Raw genomic sequence first — 21,126 nt, forward strand, 5'->3', positions numbered from 1 at the left:
GGGCTTTACATCGGCGATCTTGCGTCTCTACAGTGCTCGAACATTTGGCTCTGCGGATCACGGGGAATCGACGATGCGTGCTATCGGTGTGCCGTTTTACCAGCGTATGGCAGTCGCTGGCGCCGCGACGTTGATGACTACGGCGCTGTCCACAGTCGTAATAACGTCGCCGGTTTCCGCCGCACCCTCGGCGCCATCGGCGTGTGCGCTGGAGCAGGCCGACGAGGTCGCCGCACAGAAGATGGTCGAAGTCTGTAGACGTCCGGTGGAGATCCTTTCGGAGCGCACCGAGTCGTCGCAAGTGTTCCTCAACGCCGACGGAACCCGGACGCTGGAGCAGAGTGTCGAGCCGCAGCGGGTGCGTCGGGGCAAATCCTGGGTGTCGGTGGATACCACGCTGAAGCGCACGTCCGCCGGTGTGGTGCCGCGGGCAACGGTGCTGCCGATGACCTTCTCCGGTGGTGGAGACACCCTGGTCGGCCGACTGGTCGACGGCGACCGGGAGCTGGCGCTGCGCTGGCCCGAGAAGCTACCGAAGCCGCAGCTCAAGGGTGACACCGCGGTTTACCCGGATGTGTTGCCGGATGTGGATCTGCAGGTGACCGCTTCGGCCACCGGCTTCTCCGAGGTGTTGGTGGTGCACACTCGTGACGCTGCCGCGAACTCGGACCTTTCCGCGCTGAAGTTCCGGCTGGACACCAAAGGTGTCACGGTTCGCAAGAGCGCGGCGGGGGGACTCACCGCCTCGGATGCCACAGGGGCGGAGGTGTTCACGGCGCCGGCGCCGCTGATGTGGGATTCGACTCCGTCGGTCGAAGCACAAGCCAGCGCATCGGCATCTGGAAAGGCTCCTGCCAAGGAGGAGCCCAGGGAACTGGGCCGGTCGGGCGAGGGCACGCAGGGCGATCCGGTTCGCAGAGCGGTGATGCCGATCAAGCTCGGCGACGGGACGGTGACGCTGACGCCGAACAAAGCGATGCTGGCCGATCCGCGTACGGAGTTCCCCGTATACATCGATCCGGGGGTGAGCGGCAATCTGTCGGGTGGGGCGTGGACGTCGGTGTGGAGTAAGTATCCGACGCAGTCGTTCTGGAAGAACTCGACGGCGCTGACCGACGGATCGGTGAGGGGCGCTGCGGGGGTGGGCCGGACCGAGGACTGCGAAGGATGCTCGGATCACATCATCCGGTCGTTTTTCCGGTTGAACACCAGCGCTGTCAAGGGCGCGGTGCTCAAAGCCACGTTCCACATCGAGCAGCGTTGGTCGTGGACGTGCAACCCGAAGAGTAACGCGAAGGTGTGGAAGACGGGTGAGATCTCGTCGGCCACAACCTGGAAAAACCAGCCGACGTGGTACGGGTCGCTCACCGATGAGGCGAGCGCCAACCACAAATACGGCGCTGTCCACGGGTGCAACGGGCCGAACGACGTCGAATTCAACGTGACCAAGATGGTCAGCGACTCCGCCGACACGGTGACCCTCGGTCTGAAGGCGATCGACGAAAGCACGAAGAACCAGTGGAAGCGGTTCAAGCATTCAACGGCGAGGCTGTCGGTCACCTACAACCAGGCGCCGAATCCGCTGACGGGAATGAAGTCGGACGCCAAGGACTGCGTTAACGGTTCCGCCCGCCCGTATGTGACCCGGACGACGGGTATCCAACTCACCGGAACCCAAAGCGACCCCGACAAGGTTCAGGACCAGAACCAGCAGGACTTGACGACAAACTTCCACTGGTGGCCCACCACCTCGACCCGCAACGACAAAGTGTTCGTGTCGCAGAAGAACGGCAACGGCAAGCCCGTGACCGGAACGCTGCCGGCGCTCGTCGATGGTGGCATCTACCGGTGGCAGGCACAGACCCTCGATGGCCCACCCACTACCGCCACCACGATGAAGACCTGGTCGGGGACGTGCGAGTTCGCGGTTGATGCGACGAATCCCTCGGCACCCAGCGGGATCAGCTCGACGGACTACTCGTCGAGCGAGCCCAGCGGCGGCGTGGGCTATCCCGGCAACTTCAAGATTCTTCCACCCGACTTCAGCGGTCTATCAGCTGACGAGGCCGCCAAACGTAAGAAAGATCTCTATAAGTACGCGTGGACGTTCGACAGCGGCGTGAAGCTGAACGCTCCGACGGTACCGGTCAACACCACTGACTACAGCGGGACGATCTCCGGCTGGAAACCGACGACCGACGGCCTCAAAACGTTACGTGTCTGGTCTGTTGACCCCGCTGGCCGTACGTCTGCCGAGGTCACATACACGTTCACCGTGCTGCACGGATCGGGTCCGGCTGCGGCATGGGACTTCGACGACACTGAGAACCCCGCAACAGCTGCCGACACCACGCAGCACGGCAACACCCTCAACCTCAGCGGGGCAACCCGTACCGCCGGTCGCGGCAATGACGGCAGTGCGCTCTCGCTGAACGGGACGTCCGGTTCCGCGGCTACCAGTTCGGTGCTCACCTACCCGCACGCCAGCACCGGAGCGGCGATCGCCGTTCGCACGGACGCGAATTTCACGGTGACAGCTCGAGTCAAACTCGCGTCCACGGCGACTGGCACCGGGCAGAACACCGCAGTCGCTGCCGGCGGTAACCGTGTCTTCGCCTACTCCCTCGGCAACGCCCAGAGCGATGGCAAGTGGCGGTTCACCATGACCGGTGCTGACGCCGACAACGCCACGACGTACTCGGCGGTCTCGAACGGCGCGGCGGTCGCGGGCAAATGGACTCATCTTGCCGGTGTCTACGACTCGGCGACCAAGAAGTTGACCCTGTACGTCAACGGGGTGGCGCAGACGGCTACCGCCACGGCCGCCACCGTGTTCAACGCGACCGGTCCGGTCACCATCGGTAAGCGCAAGTGGAACGGCGTCGATAGCGGCTACTTCAACGGCGTGGTCGATGACGTCCAAGTATTTAGCTCCGCCATGAAGCCGGACACGTTCGTTGATCTCGCCAAGCCGCTGCAGCCGGCGATCACCTTCCCGGACGGGGTTGAGGTCGCCCAGAACGGCACCCTCAAAGTCACTTTTGACGCCGCAGGTGACACCAACGTCACCAAGTTCCGGTACAGCGTCGACGGGAACACCCTGGACAACACGGTAAACGCCGGGACAGCCGGCGGGGCCGCGACAGTGAACGTCCCCGTCGGAACGAGCCGCGGTGAGCGGCAACTGTTCTTCGCCTCACAGGACGCAATCGGGACCGGCCCAACAAACCAGCGGAGCTTTCAGGTACTCGCGGCGGCCAGTCTGTTCGGCCCGGTCGTCGATGACGATGGGCGACCCGTTGCCGGAGCCGTGGTCACGCTCACACCCGGTGGCTACACCGCGACGTCCGACGCCGACGGCATCTACAACTTCCCGGAGCTGCCGGTCAACACCTATGACATCCGCGCCAGCTTCGGTGGCCGGTGCGGCATGGCCGGACTCCAGACCTTCCTGGTCGGCAAACATGGCATCGAGATCCAGGTCAAGATCCGGCGGGTCGGTACCGAAGCCGGCCACCTCTGTACGGAACGCACTACGGCATTCGCCACCGGAACCACCGTGTTGCCGCTGACCGGTGACGACGCGGCCACGAAGCTCACGCTGCCGTTCGCATTCCCGTTCTACGGCAGCCCGGCTCGGGAGGTGTGCGTCGACACGAACGGCCTGATCACCTTCACCGACCCGTGCGTGTCGTACCCACACACCGGAAGCGCGAAGCTGGGCGCGGTCGCAGCACCCAACGGGGTTATCGCCCCGTTCTGGGACAACCTGGTGGTGGACTCGGCGGCAAGCGTGCGCACGGCAGTCACCGGCTCCGGGGCGACACAGCAGGTGCTGATCGAGTGGAACAACGTGCACCGTAAGGACAACGCCGCACAGCGGCTCAGCTTGTCGGTCACTCTCGGCATGGACGGCACGATCACCACCAACTACACCGGCCTCGACAACGCCGCCGAGCAGGGCGACAACGCCGCCGTCGGGATCGAGTCGCCGACCGGTGAGGCCAGCTTGGAGTACTCGACCGGAGACCCGGTGTTGAGTAACGGCAAGGCAATCGTGTTCAGCCGCGCAAGCGGGGACCCGCTGGAAGTGCACAACCTGACCGGCAAACTGACCAACAATGCTGGTACTGCGGTGGCCGGGGCGACGGTGACGCTGGACCCGAGCGGGCTGAGCACCACCACGGCCACCGACGGCAGCTACGCCTTCTTCGGCCTGGTCGCCGACAGCTACACCGTGACCAGCCGGCAAGCCGGTCGTTGCGGAGTCAGGGCGGAAAGCGTCGTCGACCTGTCCGCTGACACGGTTCGTGACCTCAAGTTCGGCCCGGACTATGGCGAGATGGGCTACGCCTGCACGGTCGGGGCCTCCGGCTACGTGGCGGCCGACACCCCGACATGGCTGACCGGTGACGACGTGGAAACCGACGTCTACCTGCCGTTCTCCATGCCGTTCTACGGACGCTCGGCCAACTACGCGACCGTGTCGACCAACGGCTGGGTCGGCATCGGCGGCGGCTACCTGACGCCGCTCTGGAGCGATTTGCGCATCGACGAACCGGCCAGCATCCTCACCACCTCGCGGGGCACCGCACCCAACCGGTCCTATGTGATCGAGTGGCGCAACGCACTGTTCAACGGCACCGGCGAGCGCACCACGTTCGAGGTGATCCTGCACGAGGACGGCCGGGTCGCCTACCACTACGGGGCCATGTCAAGCGACCTGCAGAAAGGCAGCACCGCGACGGTGGGCATGGTGGCCATGTCGTTCCGTGCGTCGGCGTACTACTCCGAACGGGAACCGGCGCTGACCGCGAACAGTTCGATCACCTACACCCCCGCCGTCACCGGGGCGATCAGCGGCGTGCTGACCGAGGCGGTCACCACCACACCGCTCGCCGGCACCACGATCACCCTCAACCCGGGTGGCCAGACGGTGACCACCGGCGCTGACGGCAGCTACCAGTTCACCAACGTCACACCCGGCGCCTACTATGTGCTCGCCTCACCCGAAGGTGAGCGCTGCATGGGCCAGTACGCGGCCGCCGAGGTGTTCAAGACCAGCGGCGACGCGAAGAGTGACCTATCGCTGAACAACGACGCCGACCCCTTCTACCACTGCACGAACGCCGCGCAGGCGTTCGTCGCCGGCGACACCGTACAGTCCTGGACGGGCGACGACGAGATGTGGCAGGCCACCGCTCCGTTCCCGATCAAGCTGTACGGCGAGTCCACGACCAAGCCGTGGATCAGCAGCAACGGCTTCCTCACCCTCAGCCCGGAAGGGGCCACCAGCCCGGACCGAACCCCGATCCCGTACGAGGCCGAGGACGGCACCCCGAACGCCGCGATCTACCCGTTCTGGGGTGACTGGGTCGTCGACAGCTCAGCGGCCATCGCCACCAAGGTCAGCGGCACCGCCCCCAACCGGCAATGGCTCGTCGAATGGCGCAACGTCGCCTGGTACGGCAACGACGGCGTCCGCGTCTCCTTCGAGGCCATCTTCGACGAGGACGGCGGCATCACGTTCGCCTACGACGGCATCGACGACAACCCAATCGAGCGCGGCGCCGAAGCCACCGTCGGCATCGAAAACCCGGGCGGAACCGTCGCCTTCCAATACCTGTACAGCGCCGACCTGCTCACCGACGGTTCTGGCGTGCACTACACGCCCAGGGGATTCGAGACCGGCTATATCAACGGCAGGGTCACCTGCGCCGGCGAGCCGGTCGATTCCGCCACCGTGGCGGTCACCGGGCAGAGCACCACGACCTCGCACGACGGCGAGTACTTCCTCGGCGACATCCCCGCCAAGACCCAAACCGCGCTGGTCACGGTCGCGGCCGGCGACTGCGCCGGAACAACAACGCGACCCATACTGGCTGGTGAAAGCCTGCAACCGACCGACTTCAACCTGCAAGCCACAGCGCAAGGCAGCGGCTACACCATCACCGAGACCGAGACCACCTACACGCCGCTCGACGCCGACACCCACCTGACCCGCGGCTACAACACCTGGACGACGGTAGACCTGCCGTTCCCGGTACAGGTCTACGGGCAGACCCACACCAGCATGTCAGTCGGTACCGAAGGCAGCCTCGACTTCGCCAACGCCGTGCTGCACCCGTTCCGCGGCGACTGGGAAGCGGATGACCAGTCCAGCATCCGCGCCGCCGTCCGGGGCACCGCACCGAACCGGCAGTACGTCGTCGAGTGGCGCGACGTGCGGCACCACACCGACCCCGACACACGCCTCACCTTCCAGGTGATCCTCCACGAGGCCGGCGGCTTCAGCTACGTCTACCCGGACACCGACACCACGTTCACTCGCAGCGGCGGCGCCGCCACCATCGGCCTGCGCAGCAAGGACGGCGGCGCGCTCCTCTACGCCGACCGGCTCACCGCCCTGCGCCCCGACGTCGCCCTGCGCTTCGAGCCGGTCACCGCATGACCCGCCTGCCTCAACCCGCGTCCCCCACCCCTTTTGATTCACCGGAGCAGCAGATGACGTCGTCCCCACCCGCCAGCGCGCCGCCGGCGAGAAGACTGCTGTCCCAGCCGCGCATCGCCGTAGCGGCGAGTCTCGCTGTCACCCTGGTCCTCGGGCTGGGCCACGCGCCCGCCATGGCCGCCCAACCTGCGCCCTACAAGCCGCAGGCCGCCAAGCCGGTCCCGACGGTGCCCGTGAAGGCCGCGAAGATCACCCCAGCGGCGAAGGGCAAACAGCCGCCGCAGGCGTCAGCCCGGCCAGCGCCTACCTGGCCGCAGGCAGCGGGCGAAACCATCGACATGCCCGCGCCGGGTGCCCCCGCCGTACAAGCCGACATGCTGCCGGTGCGGATCGAGCAACCGGCGAAGTCAGCCAAAGCCCGGTCCGCGCAGCCTGCCCCGTCCAGCGTCCTGGTGGAAATACTGGACCGCAAGACCACCGACCGCGCCGGCGTCCGCGGGGTGCTAATGCGCCTGGGCCGGGCAGACGGTGTCACCGCAGCAGGCACAACCAAGGTCACCCTCGACTACCAGTCATTCGCGACCGCGTACGGGGCGGACTGGTCGAGCCGGCTGCGCCTGGTCTCTCTGCCCGCCTGCGCACTGACCACACCGCAAAAGACCGGGTGTGAGGGCACGCCGCTGGCCTCAGACAACGACGTGGCGACACAGACCCTGTCGGCAGACGTCGCAGTCTCCAGCGCCCCGACGCTGGTGGCGACCACCGCTGCAGCGGCCGGCCCGGCCGGCGACTACTCGGCGACCACCCTGAACGCGTCATCGACCTGGTCGGCCGGCGGCAACTCCGGCGCCTTCACCTGGAACTACCCGATGAAGGTTCCACCGTCACTGGGCGGTCCGGCACCCGAGGTCAAACTGTCCTACTCGTCACAGTCGGTCGACGGCCGCCACGCCGCCTCCAACAACCAGCCGTCCCGGGTCGGGGAAGGTTTCGAGGAAGCCGCCGGTGGCTACATCGAGCGCCGCTATCAGTCCTGCGCCCAGGACATGAACGGCTCGGCGAACAACGACAAGAAGACCGGCGACCTGTGCTGGGAGACCTACAACGCCACCCTGTCGCTTGCCGGGCACTCTGGTGAACTGATCTACAACAGCACCGAGAAGTTGTGGCACCTGCGCAGCGACGACGGCAGCAAGATAGAACGCAAGACCGGCGCCACCAACGGCGACAACGACGGCGAACACTGGGTGCTCACCACCACCGACGGCGTGCAGTACTGGTTCGGCATCAACCGGCTCGTCGGCTGGACCACCGGCAAACCGTTGACCAACTCAGTGCTCACCGTCCCGGTGTTCGGCAACGACCCGGCCGAGCCGTGCCATGCCACCGCCTTCGCCGACTCCGACTGCAAGCAGGCCTGGCGATGGAACCTCGACTACGTCATCGATACGTCCGGTAACTCGATGTCGTACTGGTACGAGAAGAAGACCAACAAGTACGGCCGCAACCTCGACGCCGCCGACGCCGCCGACTACGACCGCGAAGCCTGGCTCGACCGCATCGACTACGGCACCCGCAAGATCAGCGGCATGGAATCGGTACACCGGACCCTCGCCCCGATGCGCGTCGACTTCGACTACGCGGACCGCTGCCTTAGCAACTGCGACACCCACAACGCGACCCGCTGGCCCGACGTGCCATGGGACACCGAATGCACCGGCGCCTCCTGCGAGGACAACTTCTCGCCGACGTTCTGGTCGACCCAACGGCTGGCCAGCGTCACCACACAGGTCCGCAACGGCACCACTTACCGCGACGTCGATCGATGGACCTTCACGCACGGCTTCCCGGATCCGGGTGACGGCACCCGCGCCGGCCTGTGGCTGTCGAAGATCTCCCACGAAGGTCTGGTCGGCGGTAGCGCCAAGACTCCGTACGTGGAGTTCACCCCGACCCAACTGCCGAACCGGGTGGACCGGACCGGTGACTTCGCCGAGGCGATGAACTGGATGCGCATCAACGACATCCGCACCGAAACCGGCGGCTCGACCACCGTCGTGTACTCGGCCCAGGACTGCCAGCCCGGCCAAACCCCCGACCCGGCCACCAACACCAGCCGCTGCTACCCGGTCAAATGGATCCCGGACGGCCGCGACACTCCGGTCGAAGACTGGTTCAACAAATACGTAGTCACCACCGTCTACGAAAACGACAACACCGGCGGGGCACCGCCCGCAGGCAGCCAGCGCATCGTCTACAAGTACGACTACTACGACGGTGCGGCCTGGCACTACACCGACGACGACGGGCTGATTAAGAGAAAATACAAGACCTGGTCGAGCTACCGCGGCTACGGCCGTGTCGGTGTCACAGTCGGTGACGCCGGCGAGCAGACGTATACCGAGACCCGCTACTTCCGCGGTATGAACGGTGACCGGCTCGACGACAACGGGGGCACCAAAACCGTGACCGTCGACGGGATCACCGACCACGACTGGTTCGCCGGCCAGACCCGCGAAACCGCCATTTTCAATGGCCCGGGTGGCGCAGTCGTGTCCAAGACGCGCTACACCCCGTGGGCGTCAGCAGAGACAGCCACGCGCACGATCAACGGCGACACCGTGACTGCTCGGTTCACCGGAGTCGCATCGACCACCCACCACGTCACCCTTGACGGCAACCGCGGCGAGCGGGTGACAAAGACGGTCAATACCTTCGACGAGTACGGCATGGTGGCCCAGGTCGACGACTTGGGCCAGGACGGTGTCGACGGCGACGAACAGTGCACCAAGACCGACTACACCCCACGCAACATCACCGCGTGGATCATGAACCGGGCCCACCGCGTCCAGTCGTACGCGGTGAAATGCTCCGCCACCACCGGAACCCTTACCGAAGCGCAAGTCATCGGGGAGACCCGTACCCTCTACGACGACAAGGCATTTGAAGTCGCCCCGCCCCGGGGTCTCGCCACCCAGGTGCAGACGATGTCCGCCTGGAACAACGGGACGCCCACCTTCACGGTGACCGGCAAGACCGCCTTCGACGTCCACGGTCGGCCGACCTCCGTCACCGACGCCCTCGGTGAGACGACAACGACGACCTACACGCCCGCCCAGGATGGCCCGGTCACCTCGACGCTGGTCAAGAACCCCCTTGATCACGAGGCCAGAACCACTATCGAACCCGGGCGAGGCACCACGATCGCGTCCGTCGATCCCAACGGCAAACGCACTGATCTCGAATTCGACCCTCTGGGCCGGGTAGTCGCCGTGTGGCTGCCCGGACGGACCAAGGGCACCGACACCCCGAACGTGAAATACAGCTATGCGCTAAACACCAACGCCCCGTCGGTGGTCTCCACCTCGGCACTCAACGCCGCTGGCAACTACGTCACCTCCTACACGCTCTACGACGGGCTCCTCCGGCAACGGCAGACACAAGCGCCATCATTGTCACCGTCCGGCGGACGCATCGTCACCGAGTCGTTCTACGACACCGCCGGCCGACAGTTCCTGACCTTCGGGGCCTACCACGCCAGCGGCGACCCCGGCACAACCCTTTTGGCCACCACCGACCAAGCGTCCGTGCCGACCCAAACCCGCACCGTCTACGACGGCGCCAGCCGAACAGTCGCTGACGTCTTCCAGCCTTACGGCCGTGAACGGTGGCGTACCACCACGGCCTACGGCGGCGATCGCACCGACATCACCCCACCCGCGGGCGGTACTGCAGCCTCTACCGTGAGCGACGCCCGTGGCCGGACCGTCGAACTGAGGCAATACGACGGCCCCGCACCCACCCCCCGCACGGGGGGTAGCTGGGTCAGCACCAAGTACAAATTCGATGCGCGCGGCTACCAAACCCAGGTCATCGACGACGAAGGGAACGACTGGGGCTACACGTACGACGTCCGCGGTCGGCAAGTCAAGGTCGACGACCCCGACCGCGGGAGCACCGAGTACACCTACGACAACGCCGGCAACATCCTCACCTCAAAGGACGCCCGCGGCAAGAAGATCGCCTACGACTACGACGCGCTCGGCCGCAAGACCGACGCCTTCGATAACGAAGTCGGCGGCATCCTGCGCGCCCAGTGGATCTACGACACCATCGCCAAGGGCCAGCTGTCGACATCCACCCGGTTCGTCGGGTCAGTCGGGTACCAGACTCGGATCTTGGACTACAACGACAACTACCAGCCCGGCAACATCGAGATCATCATCCCTGAAACCGAAACCGGCCTCGACGGCATCTACCACTACAACACCACCTACAACCTCGACGGCTCGGTCAAATCGACCAACATTCCCGGCCTCAACAGCGGCCTACAGCCCGAGACGCTTACCTTCGCCTACGACGACTACGGGCAGCCGACCACCGTCGACAGCCTCTACGGCAGCACCAACCAGGCGTATGTCACCGGCACTGACTACAACGCACTCGGCCAGATCGACCAGATCAAGCTCCACACCGGAACCGGCGACGGCGGCAGGGTCTACACCAAGTTCACCCGCGAACTCGAAACCGGCCGGCTCACCGGCATCCGCACCGATAGAGACTCCGTCGCCCCCTACATTGTGACCGACACCACCTACCAGTACGACAACGCCGGCAACATCACCAAGATCGCCGATGCTGCACCCGAGACCGTCGACGACACCCAATGCTTCACCTACGACAACCTGCGCCGACTCACCGAAGCTTGGACACCCGCCAGCGGCGACTGCGCTGCCACACCATCCGCCTCGGCGTTGGGCGGGCCGGCCCCGTACTGGCACAGCTGGAAACTCGACACCATCGGCAACCGCACCGAAGAGACAATCCACACCGCCTCTGGCGACAACACCACCACGTACCAGTACCCCGCCTCGGGCGCCACCAGCGTTCGCCCGCATGCGGTGACCAGCACCACCGGCGCCCGGACCGGCAGCTACACGTACGACGCCACCGGCAACACCCTGACCCGGCCCACCGCATCCGCCGGCACCCAGACTCTCACCTGGGACGCCGAAGGCCACATCGACACGGTCACGGACAACACCGGCACCACCACATACATCTACGACGCCGACGGCAACCGCCTCGTCCAACGCGACGCCACCGGCAGCACCCTCTACCTGCCCGGCCAAGAACTTCGCTACAACAAGGGCACCGCCACCACCAGCTGCACCCGCTACTACAGCCACGCCGGCGCCACCATCGGCTCCCGTACCAGTACGGGCCTTACCTGGTTGTCCGCAGACCACCAAGGCACCGCCAGCACCGCAATCAACGCCGCCAACCAACAAGCGACCACCCGACGGCAAACCCCCTACGGAACACCGCGGGGCACCCCCGCAGGAGCGTGGCCCAACAACCGCGGATACGTCGGCGGCACCAACGACAACACCGGCCTCACCCACCTCGGCGCCCGCGAATACGACCCCACCAACGGCCGCTTCATCTCCGTCGACCCGCTGCAGGACCTTGGCGATCCGCAACAGTGGAACGGCTACTCCTACGCCTCCAACACCCCCATTACTATCAGCGACCCCACTGGCCTGATGGGGACGCCGGACATGCAAGACGGATACACCGGCGACGGCAGCGACAGCGGCGGCGGCGGCATCCCCTGCCCGACCTGCGACGGCACCAGCGGAGGCGGCGGAAATGGCGGCGGCAGCACCACCAGCGGAGGAACAGGAGGAGGTGCAACCGGCTGCAGCTCCGCCAACGCCTGCGAACAGGGCGTAAGCCTGCAAACCGAGAACCTCCGCGTCGTCATGATCGCCATCATGTCGGTGCCGCAACCCGACCCCAGGACTCCGATCGGGGCCGCCTGCCGCATGAGACCCGACCTGTGCGCCGGCTGGCTCGACCAGCTGAGAAACGGCGCCTCGCCGGAAGGCATCGCGATCGAGATGCAGTGCGGCAACAGCATGGCCTGCATAGGCGATGCCGGCCTGCAAACAATGGCGAGCGGACCGTCCCTGGGCACCACCCTCAACCACGACGTCGGCGACGCCCTGCTCTTCGGCGGAGCAACCTCAGTGCCCTTGGCACTGATCCGCGCCGCCCTACGCGGTGACGGCGGACAAGCAATCAGGGCCTGCACGGCGCAGCAGGGCGCCCAAGCCGCCGCCGGAAACAGCTTCCGGGCGGACACGCCGGTGATCATGGGAGACGGCAGCATCAAGCCGATCGGTGAAATCCAACTCGGCGACAAGGTCTTCGCAACCGACCCGCTCACCGGAGAGACACGCGCGGAGGAAGTCACCGTCCTGCACAAGAACCTCGACATGCAACTCGTCGATGTTCAGATCGTCGGCGACCATGGAAAAAAGAGCGTCGTCCACACCACCGCAGACCACCCCTTTTGGGATGCGACACTCGATATTTGGATTGATGCATCCGACCTCGAAACCGGACACCAGCTGGAAACCATCGCTGCCGGAACCGTCACGGTCACCAACGTCGCACCGGTGTTCGGCCCGAGCTACATGTACAACCTCACCGTCAAGAACCTTCACACCTACTATGTGGTGGCGGGAAATACGCCGATCCTGGTACACAACGACGGTGATAACACAACGAGAGAGGGATTCACGCGGGACAACCCGGGCGACTGGAAGCGGCAGATGGCTATCTGGGATAGGGATCCCATCTACAAGGACATCCTGAGTAAAGGGAACAGGTGGAAGATCCAGCACAATCTCGTGCCCAAAGTTGATGCGCAGTGGGTCAGGTTCTTCCCCGGTGACGCAAATCTGATTGGGGAGAAAATCACAATGCATCATATTGCCGGGCACAAGATCACTGTTCCGCTTCCGACCAGCCGTCATCACGCTGCTCATCAGCCGGGAGGGACTCGTTACAATCCTGGCGGTCCGGGTTGTACGGGTTAGGGGAAGTCGCAATGCGAGAAGAACATCCCATCGACCGACTTGTCGTTGCGCTAGAGGGAGAGGTGTCCGTACCGGTCGTTAGTGTGATGCGGGCGTCGGCCCAGCAGCTTGCTGACCGGCGAGCGTGGGTTCTAGGCCCACCCCGACTTCTTGATCAGAACGATGAACAGGGCACTCGCTGGATAGGGTTCGGGCTCATGCTTTACACGGCGCGGCCGCCTTGGGGCGAGGAGCTCGATCCGCAAGTGGACAGGGCCCACCTGGAGGAGGTCAAAGAATTACTTGGCGAAGTCTGTCGAATATCCGAGCAGAATGGCGTCTCCTTCCAAGTCGAGTACGCAGGAGAATTGAATGGCACCGTCGAGTCTGGTCGAATGGACTTCGGACTACGTGAAACCCTGATTGGTGAATGGGAGCGGGCTCTCAACTCTGCTGGAAGTTCGGAATGATCTCGCTTCACGATGTTCGGCGCTCCAGCGGTGCAGCCGTGCTGTTTGACGGATTGGGCTCCTGGGTTCCGATCCTATCCTTCTGAGCGCATGAATTTTGGGGGGCCTGATTCGCAGGGATGTGATTCAGGCCTTCCTTGCTGTTCCGCTGTTCGGGAAGACGGGCAGTATCGGCGAACGAATCTTAAGCGGGATTATCGGCGCTCGTGATCAGGGTCGGCGCTTCGACCTGCAAACTGTCGAGGCCCGCCATCAGCCGTGGGTGGAGCGTCGCGGTGCTCTACGTGTCGCGTAAAACCGCCGCACTGTCGCAGGCTGAGCTGGAGAGCACTCAGGCGCTGCGGAATGACACTTATGGTGTAAGGCAGAGAGAGAAACGAGGGTGTTCCCGGCCGTAGGCTCCGCACTTGTGAACAGAGGTGACGAACGCGCGCAAAGAGTCCCGAGAGATGCGGGGCTGATGTTCGCCTGCCACCAGGCCCAGACTTCGCTGATAGATGAACGCCGCGGTTAAGAGAATCTCGTCCAAATGTCAGTGGCGGCTCTTACCGGGCGCTCTCCGGAGCCGCGTGGTCAGCCTGACTCGCCGCAGTCCCCGACCCTGCTCTCGGTTTGAGTCGACGGCACACCGTACAAAATCTTGCCCTGTTCAACCGCGTCGTTCTGTTCAAACGGCAATCCGCCGCTATGAGCGACGGCACCAGCCCGGTCGAAGGTCAACGCCAGAAGCCCGGTTCTAAGTTGGATGGCGTAATGGCCCGCTCAGCAGGTCCCGGGCGTCGTCGGCGCGCCGGCCGATCCGGACTCCGGATGCGGTGATCGCCTGCCACTTCGCGGGAAGCGACTCGACGTAGTCGTCGGGTTTCGACGCGATCGGCGTGTAGCCGGCGACCTCGATCAGCGTCGCGCACTTCTCGTTCGGAGTGAACGCCCGGCCCGGCGGCGGCGGATCCCGGAGCCCGTCATGAGGCCGGCTCTGCCAGACCGTGACGATCCACTCGTCGAGCAGGTCCTGCACTTCCCGCCGCTTCCAGCGCCGGCACTCGCCGATGTCGCGGCCGCGATGCTCGACCCTACGGCCAACATAGCCGGCAAGATACTGGGCGAACAGCGTGGCCGGCTGCAGATAGATGCCCAGAACCGGCACGACGCCCGAACGTGTCCGAGATGAACGCCTTGCCGTGGTCATAGACAATCGTCTCTGGGACGATGACCGGGCGGGCCGCCGCGTGCTGCAACGGGCGTCGATGTCGACCAGCCGCTGATGCGGCAGCACCGAGGCCGCCATCCGTAGCGCGTCGCTTTAGCCGGGACGCATCGGCTCGGCGGTCACCGACCGGGCCAGCAACACCGACGTGTCGACCGCCTTGGTCGACGGCGGTAACACCGCCGTGGTGATCGACCTCGTGCCGATGTCGACCAGCGCGGTCAGTTCACTCGTGCGGTTACGCCCTCGTCCAGCAGCATCATCACGTCCAAAGGGGTCGTGTCGATCTGCATCACCTCACCCGGCGCGACCACGCCAATCTGCGAGAACGCCGTGATTCTGCCCCGGTATGTCGATGAAGGTGCCGCCAGCTCGAACGGTGCGAGCCAGAGGTTAGCCGTGGCTCCGCGTGACCTGCGAGCTTAGCTCGGTGTCAGCACCGTATCGATAAAGTAGACGGCTGCGTTCGTTGTCTTCACGTTCGCACAGACGACCCTGGCGATTGAATTTACGATCGTCGTTCCCTTGTCGTCAGTCACGGTAACCTTGCTGCCAGCTAGGGTATTGTGAGTTCCGGAGATCTGCTCGGATGAAAGCCGCCCGGCAACAATGTGATTTCTTAGTAGAAGCGTCATTCTCTCGCGGTCTCCCGCTATTGCTACCAGTTGCTCCTCAGGCATCCTCGCGAAGGCTCCGTTGCTAGGCACGAAGACCGTCCACGACGATGCTGCATTGAGAGTGTCCACCAGGCCGGCCTTCTCTAAAGCGGAGCCCATCATCGAGACTCCCCGGTTGTCGGCGATGGCTGATCCCACTGGCTTGGCCGCCATCGATCGGAGGCTAGCTGGGCTCGTTGCGTCTGCCGGGGCGTCTGAGCAGTCGCTTTCCGGCTCCGAGGCTGAAGGCGGAGTGGGCGCTGCAGGCGAAGTCTCTACGCGCGGAACGGCAATCCCGCAACCGGCGAGTAGCAGGGTCGAGGCAAGGGCCGTGGGCAACAAGCCCTTTCGAGGCTGCATCGTCTTCTCCTTTTTCGAGTCGCAGCCGAGATGATGTCCGGGCTGTACAGGCTGACCTCCACCTCGCCAATGCCAGCGTGTACCAGCCCTTAAGTCAAATAGTGTATCCCGGCGTAGCGGTGAGGGGTATACCATAGTGGGACAGACACGGACCTGGCGCACGTGAGCGGAAGATCGCTTCTTTGGTGGGTGCTAGCAAATTTTGAGGATTGGAGTCTGTCAAGTGTCTTCAATGTTGGCCAGCGCTGAGGTCGACGCCTCTGTCGCTTATCGTCTAGTCGGCGTGTCCGACGGCGAGGTCGATGAGTATTTGCCGCTGCCCAACTCGATCGGTCACCCGTGGATCAGCGTAGGTACCTCGCGAGTGCTTTTGGAGTCGCAAGAAGATATCTATCTGGCACGTTTCTACTTCGAGTTATGGAACGGCCCGCCGCCGCCGCTCGATTCGGCGGACTGGCCGATCAATGAAGATATTGTGCTATATCTGCCTTCGGGTCGGATCGCAGTTTACGAATTTACGAGTGCGCAGCAAGACGTCTTCAATGTTGAGGGCTCAGGGCACTATCATGTGCGGTTGGCCTGGCGTGCCGGAACGCATGACTTCGAAGTCGTGAAACCGCAGGCATTCGCTCTCGTTCAGTTCTGGGTCGCGGACGCAGGCTCGGAACCTGCGGAGTGAGGTCCCCGGAACCGATTGATTCCATTCAGCCCGGGAACCTCACCAACGTCACAACTTGATCTCAGGGCGTGATCTGCATGAAGAACTTGTCCTCGTCAAGGATGCGCTCCTCCAGGTACCAACGTCCTAGGCGTCCGCCCGCGGATTGATTCTGTGTCCTGTTCACCCATTTCACCGAGTAGGAATTCTTGTACTCACCATCGGTGCCCTCGAACCGATAGCGGCCTGCGCCTTCGTATGTTGAGCGGAAAGGGTACTCGTCGCAGTCATAGTTGGGATTTTCCGTGGTCGGTTCTGGTCTGCGGCTCGTAAACTCGACGCTTCTGCAGTAACTGACGCGTTCGGAGTCGTTCGCCCGGTAGCGCTCGTTCTGATACTGGCCCTTGGCTTGGGCCAGCCGGCGCAGTGGGTTGCTGGGTGAAAACCCAGGAAGGCTTTTTCCAGGTTTCGTAGGGGACGTCTTCTCCGGCTCCGTTTCTGCTTCGAGCAGGTGTACCGCCACGCCTCGGACAACGTCGTCGGCTATTGAGTACCCCAAACCGGGCATAGCGCGGTCGAACACCGAACCGAGTTGGTCATTCGGGCTTGTGGGCGCCAGATACCAGGCACTGTCGAAGCGCATTCCTCCTTCCGGGCTGGACGCTGCGCCGAAGTCAATTATCCATGGCTGGGGAAAGTCGAAGTCGTAGTCCACCCGGAAAACCCCAGTTGCCAACTGTTCGCCACGAGAGGCGTCAGGGGCCTGGGCCTCAGAAACCAGGTCTAGGGTTGCGGTATGGTCAACGGTCCATGCGGTCAGTGATTTGGTGACCTCACTGGCACCGCCGCCGTGGCAGGCCTCCGAATCCGGCCCGCTACCTTTATAATCGCCCTCGCAACCCATCCTAGTCGTTAGGCGGGTACCGACGTTGTTGTAAACGCCGCTTGCCTCCAGCATCTGAATGCTTACCGTAAACTGTGCCCACCGGTCACCCGCAGTGTCACGGTAGGACCCACGTTTTCCGTACCCGATGACGGTGCTATTCGCGAGGAAACTGCTGAACGAGCATCCACGGAATCTGCATTCGATCACTGAGCCGGCTATGAGGTGCCGCTGACAGTAAGAGTAACGATTCTTGATCCACCCTACGTTGCGGATTGCCGCGTCGGTTGACCTGCACTCGCCCAATTCAATGTAGTTATAACGATCCTCCGGCTGCTGTCCAGAGCCAGGGTAACGGCCAGAGTCGATCACATAAGAGTCGGGCTCCTGCTGCGTAGCGCTCATCAGCGCGAGAGTTTCAGGTCGGACGATCTCGGAAGGTTTGTTGCCAGCTGCCGGCTTGACTCCGAGCCGGTCGAGATTCCCGTACTGCTTCAGTTCCTGGGCGACTGTTTCCGGCTGTTTCACCAGATCCGGATCCGCTATGACGTACGAAAGGACCTTGTAAGTCGGCTGCTCGTCGGTCGGGAGGATCTCACCGGACCTGGCGAGCACCATGGACGGGTACTTCCTGCCTAGCCTTGCCTCGACGCGGTGGGTCGGGTCGAAGTCATATGGAGCTTGTACGGAGCAGTGATGCCAGGCTGGCATCGCACCCGCACGCCAGTCCTCGCTCAAGGCCTCGGCACCGTTTTCCTGGTAGTGATAGCTCCTTGTCCATTGATCGTTGAAGCCGTACGACTGGCAGCCGCCGAGGGAGCGGCCCGTAGTGGCGTCGTAGACCCACATATAGTGATGATCCGGTTGAAACACTTCATTCCTCGGGAACCGATTCGTATTCACGCTGAAGGACCAGGTGTCCCGCTCCCCGTTCGTGCCGGCACGATGAAGCGGAGTCAAGCTGATCCAGGCCGCATCGAAGTCGATCTTCCCGATGATATACGCGTCGCCCATCCAGTCAGGGTGGACATTTCGGATTCCGTTGCTATAGGTGGCTATCGTGACTCTGAAGTCATGACTGGCAAGGCTCCGAGGAATTGTGACCCAGCAGTCGGCGCCGACACCGCAGCTGTTGAGCACCTTACCAGTCGTTATGTCCTCGATCTCGAGTGATTCGGGTGAGCTGGTGAGGTACCTCGTCGACATGGCGTGCACGAGTACGGAGGAAACCGCCTCACTCTCGTGCGGGTAGATGACTTCGTAGCCGAGCTGGGTTTGCCAGAGGTCGCCCCACTCAATTGGTCCGACTTTCGAGAAATCGAAGACCTTCGACCGGTGGCTTGTACGTCGCTTCCGTCTTCTCGGGAGATGCGGGCAATGAAGGTATGGGCTCCGGTTGCCTTGTAGTCCAGCAAGGCGGTGCGGTTTGGGAGGTTTGTGACAGGGAGGACTTTGCCAGCGGTCAGATCGACGACCTGGACGACGTAGGAACCGACGTCTTGCGCGGAGACGTGGACTTCCTTGTTGCGTGGAAGGTCCCGCTGCAGATCCACGATCACGCGCTGCGTGACATGGAACCAGGTGTCCCAGGTGGTATACCGGCCGGCGCTGTCGGTGGCAGTCAGGGTTACGGACACGGTCGTAGACTCTTCGAGCATGTCCGCCGCGCGGCCAGTGATCACACCGGTTGCCGCGTTCATCGTGAGGCCCGCAGGCAGTCCCCCCGCTGACCATCGGTACGAGCCGACTCCTCCCGAGGCCCGCAGCGGGATGTTCGTCTCCTGTCCGATCGTTGCGAACAGCGAGACGTCGTGGTCGATGGTTACGGGAGTGGCGATTGCCCAGGTGAAGGTTGCGGTGCGGCTGACACCGGCGGCGTCGGTCACCGTCACGGTTGCAGTTCTGGTGTCAAGGACGGTGGGGGTGCCCGCGATGACTCCGGTGTCGGCGTCGATGGTAAGTCCCGCCGGGAGGTTGGTAGCGGTCCACCGGTAGGGCTGGCTGCCGCCGGTGGCGTCCATCGGCCTGTTCTCCTCGACGGTGACGCTGCCTGCCTGAGCGCCGGGATTGGTCAGCGTCAAGGCACCGGTGGCTGTCGGCCCGCGGGCTTCGATTTCGTCGGGCATGGTCCAGACGTTGCTGCCGTCGAGTTCGGCTTTGATGTAGCGGGCGGTGGTGTTCAGGCTGATGGCGCGGTAGGTGACGGTTTGGTTGGCGCTGCTGACTGCGGGCCGGTCGATGTAGGCGGCGTGGTGGAAGGTGATGCCGTCGGTGGAGATCAGGTAGGTGATCGAGGGCGGCAGGACGGTGAAGTCGTTGATGGCCTGCAGCCAGCTGCTGTTGATCTCGGTGATGGGCCGGTTGGCGCCGAGGTCGACGGTGAAGGAGTAGACGCTGACGTTGTTGCGGCCCTGCCAGGCCGGGCCGTAGCCGGCGGTGCCGTGCACGCCGTCGGTGAGCTCGCCACCGTTGGTGTCCGGGTAGGCGGCGTCGGCGGGGATGCTGGCGGTGTAGGTGCAGCCGGGTTTGCCGTCGGCGGCGGCGCAGCGGGCGTAGTTGACCGGTGCGGCCGGTGCCGGCTCGGTGGTCGCGGTGGCGATGGCGCTGAGCGGGGAGATGTCGCCGTCGGCGTCGTAGGCGCTGATCTGGTACCGGTAGGTGGTGACGCCCTCGAGCTGCCGGTCGATGTAGGCCGGCCAGGTGCCGATGGTCTTCTTGACCACCTGCTCGTTGCGGTGGATGTAGTAGCCGGCCGCGCCGGGGACCTCCGCCCAGGCCAGGTGCACCGTCTGCGGACCCTCCGCCCGCGCCGTCACACCCGTCGGAGTGTCGAGGCCGATGGGCTGGGTGCCGCGGGCTTCGATTTCGTCGGGCATGGTCCAGACGTTGCTGCCGTCGAGTTCGGCTTTGATGTAGCGGGCGGTGGTGTTCAGGCTGATGGCGCGGTAGGTGACGGTTTGGTTGGCGCTGCTGACTGCGGGCCGGTCGATGTAGGCGGCGTGGTGGAAGGTGATGCCGTCGGTGGAGATCAGGTAGGTGATCGAGGGCGGCAGGACGGTGAAGTCGTTGATGGCCTGCAGCCAGCTGCTGTTGATCTCGGTGATGGGCCGGTTGGCGCCGAGGTCGACGGTGAAGGAGTAGACGCTGACGTTGTTGCGGCCCTGCCAGGCCGGGCCGTAGCCGGCGGTGCCGTGCACGCCGTCGGTGAGCTCGCCACCGTTGGTGTCCGGGTAGGCGGCGTCGGCGGGGATGCTGGCGGTGTAGGTGCAGCCGGGTTTGCCGTCGGCGGCGGCGCAGCGGGCGTAGTTGACCGGTGCGGCCGGTGCCGGCTCGGTGGTCGCGGTGGCGATGGCGCTGAGCGGGGAGATGTCGCCGTCGGCGTCGTAGGCGCTGATCTGGTACCGGTAGGTGGTGACGCCCTCGAGCTGCCGGTCGATGTAGGCCGGCCAGGTGCCGATGGTCTTCTTGACCACCTGCTCGTTGCGGTGGATGTAGTAGCCGGCCGCGCCGGGGACCTCCGCCCAGGCCAGGTGCACCGTCTGCGGACCCTCCGCCCGCGCCGTCACACCCGTCGG

Annotated in this window: 8 protein-coding genes; 4 read left to right on the forward strand and 4 right to left on the reverse strand. The window is 64.3% G+C overall.

Going from position 1 to position 21,126, the window contains the following annotated elements; genetic code table 11:
- Positions 1–73: 73 nt before the first annotated feature.
- From I4J89_RS47150 to I4J89_RS47160, 3 genes are all read left to right on the forward strand, one after another.
- The gene (locus tag I4J89_RS47150) at positions 74–6,451 is read left to right on the forward strand and encodes an NIDO-like domain-containing protein (protein ID WP_230860785.1); all 6,378 of its coding nucleotides are present in this window, start codon (positions 74–76) and stop codon (positions 6,449–6,451) included.
- Between the two features lie 53 nt (positions 6,452–6,504).
- A complete protein-coding gene (locus I4J89_RS47155; RefSeq protein ID WP_196420781.1) occupies positions 6,505–13,338 on the forward strand; it encodes a polymorphic toxin-type HINT domain-containing protein in 6,834 nt (2,277 codons plus the stop codon).
- A gap of 197 nt (positions 13,339–13,535) precedes the next feature.
- Entirely contained in the window at positions 13,536–13,787 is a 252-nt protein-coding gene (locus I4J89_RS47160) for a hypothetical protein (RefSeq protein WP_196420782.1), read from the forward strand.
- Positions 13,788–14,523: 736 nt separating this feature from the next.
- Here the strand turns inward: I4J89_RS47160 and I4J89_RS47165 are convergent.
- On the reverse strand, positions 14,524–14,934 hold the full coding sequence (locus I4J89_RS47165) for a hypothetical protein (protein ID WP_196420783.1): 411 nt from the start codon (positions 14,932–14,934) through the stop codon (positions 14,524–14,526).
- A 482-nt stretch (positions 14,935–15,416) separates the two neighbouring features.
- A complete protein-coding gene (locus tag I4J89_RS47170) occupies positions 15,417–15,824 on the reverse strand; it encodes a fasciclin domain-containing protein (protein ID WP_196420784.1) in 408 nt (135 codons plus the stop codon).
- A gap of 469 nt (positions 15,825–16,293) precedes the next feature.
- Here I4J89_RS47170 and I4J89_RS47175 point away from each other — a divergent pair, with 469 nt between their 5' ends.
- Positions 16,294–16,689, forward strand: a complete 396-nt coding sequence (locus I4J89_RS47175; protein WP_196420785.1) for a hypothetical protein — start codon at positions 16,294–16,296, stop codon at positions 16,687–16,689.
- Between the two features lie 61 nt (positions 16,690–16,750).
- Here the strand turns inward: I4J89_RS47175 and I4J89_RS47180 are convergent, their stop codons facing one another.
- Together I4J89_RS47180 and I4J89_RS47185 are read right to left on the reverse strand one after the other, a co-directional pair.
- Entirely contained in the window at positions 16,751–18,565 is a 1,815-nt protein-coding gene (locus I4J89_RS47180) for a NucA/NucB deoxyribonuclease domain-containing protein (protein WP_196420786.1), read from the reverse strand.
- A gap of 137 nt (positions 18,566–18,702) precedes the next feature.
- A partial coding sequence (locus tag I4J89_RS47185) for a putative Ig domain-containing protein (protein WP_196420787.1) occupies positions 18,703–21,126 on the reverse strand: 2,424 nt, incomplete at its 5' end.

The sequence above is a fragment of the Actinoplanes aureus genome, assembly GCF_015704865.1.
GTDB classification, from domain to species: Bacteria; Actinomycetota; Actinomycetes; order Mycobacteriales; family Micromonosporaceae; genus Actinoplanes; species Actinoplanes aureus.

What these genes read in the sequence shown, in the direction of transcription:
- I4J89_RS47150 (WP_230860785.1), top strand. Translation starts at nt 74, where the DNA reads ATGCGTGCTATCGGTGTGCCGTTTTACCAGCGTATGGCAGTCGCTGGC.
- I4J89_RS47155 (WP_196420781.1), top strand. Translation starts at nt 6,505, where the DNA reads ATGACGTCGTCCCCACCCGCCAGCGCGCCGCCGGCGAGAAGACTGCTG.
- I4J89_RS47160 (WP_196420782.1), top strand. Translation starts at nt 13,536, where the DNA reads ATGCTTTACACGGCGCGGCCGCCTTGGGGCGAGGAGCTCGATCCGCAA.
- I4J89_RS47170 (WP_196420784.1), bottom strand. Translation starts at nt 15,824, where the DNA reads ATGGCGGCCAAGCCAGTGGGATCAGCCATCGCCGACAACCGGGGAGTC.
- I4J89_RS47180 (WP_196420786.1), bottom strand. Translation starts at nt 18,565, where the DNA reads ATGGGCGACGCGTATATCATCGGGAAGATCGACTTCGATGCGGCCTGG.